This window comes from Palleronia sp. (assembly GCF_042089775.1).
In the GTDB taxonomy this organism is placed as follows: domain Bacteria; phylum Pseudomonadota; class Alphaproteobacteria; order Rhodobacterales; family Rhodobacteraceae; genus Palleronia.
On the sequence record NZ_JBELKF010000216.1, the window covers coordinates 1 to 1,199 of the forward strand.

Below are 1,199 nucleotides of genomic sequence, written 5' to 3' on the forward strand. Positions count from 1 at the left end.
CGATGAAGCCCGCAATGCTCGGCCTCCTTATGGGCGCCGCCATGATCATGTCGACCCTGACTGCCGTGCCGGAAGCGCAGGCGGACACGCTGGACGTGAACGACAGGCCCATGCTCGAGCTGATCGGGTATTACGAGGGGCCGCGTGGCTACGACGACATCTATCGCAAGGCCACGATCAAGCCGCCGATGCCGCTCACACAGATGACGATCGGCGAGGTCATGACCTTCCAGAACCGGATGGTCGCCGCCGGGTCCGAGTCCTCCGCCGTCGGCCGCTACCAGTTCATCCGCAAGACGCTGTCGCGCCTCGTCGAAGCGAGCGACCTGCCGCATGACGCGCTCTTCGACCGTAACGTGCAGGATTATCTCGCCCGCCTGCTGATGGCCGAATGCGATTTCTACGCGGCGCACGAGCATGAGCTCGAGATCGCCAACTGCCTTGCGCAGGTCTGGGCGGCCTTCCCGGTGGCCACGGGCAAGAAGGCAGGCCGCTCCTACTACGATGGCATCGCGGGCAATCGGGCCCTCGTCGATGTCGGCACCGTGGTCCGCACCATCAACCGACGCTTCGCCCGCCCCGGCGAAATCGTCATCTCCATGCGCTGAACGCCGCGCCCATTCCCCACAACGAGGATCGATACATGACCCACATCTCCCGTCGCGGCCTGCTGACCGGTATCGCCGGCCTGGCTATCGCCGGCTCGGCCTCCGCGCTGCCCGGCCAGGCGCCCATGAAGGTGACCCACCTGCCGTATTACGCGCCGCAGGGCTCTCTGGTCGAGATCTCGCGGGGCTACATCCACAGCGAGCCGGTCGGTGTCGTCGGACGGCATATCCTGTCGACCGAGGCCGACCGCCTGAGCCGCAACCTCAAGGGCTCCGGCGCCGCAGTCTTCTACGAGCCCGGCCATGTGCTCGCGATGTTGTCCGAGACGATGCTCTTCAAGCATCCCTCCGATGCGATCCTGCCTGATGCGATGGGCTGGATCGAGCGGATCGCCGCGGAGATGCTGCGCCAGAAGCGCGTGAAGCTCGACGTCCTCGGCCATTGGCATTCCGACGGCCGCCCGAGCCATGCGCTGGTCCAGTCCGAGCGCCGCGCCGTTGCCGTGCAGGCCGCGCTGATGAGCCGGGGCATCCCGCTGTCGCGGATCGTCGCGACCGGTCTCGGCGAGGCCTACCCGGTGGCGCGCAACG

General features: G+C 67.1%; 1 protein-coding gene and 1 pseudogene. Both read left to right on the top strand.

Features of this window, described 5'->3' with window-relative positions; translation table 11 throughout:
- Positions 1 to 608: pseudogene (locus tag ACFDS3_RS20160) on the top strand (hypothetical protein); the annotation flags it as partial.
- 35 nt (positions 609 to 643) lie between these two features.
- Positions 644 to 1,199: OmpA family protein (locus ACFDS3_RS20165; RefSeq protein ID WP_375264117.1), on the top strand; the 556-nt coding region annotated here is incomplete at its 3' end.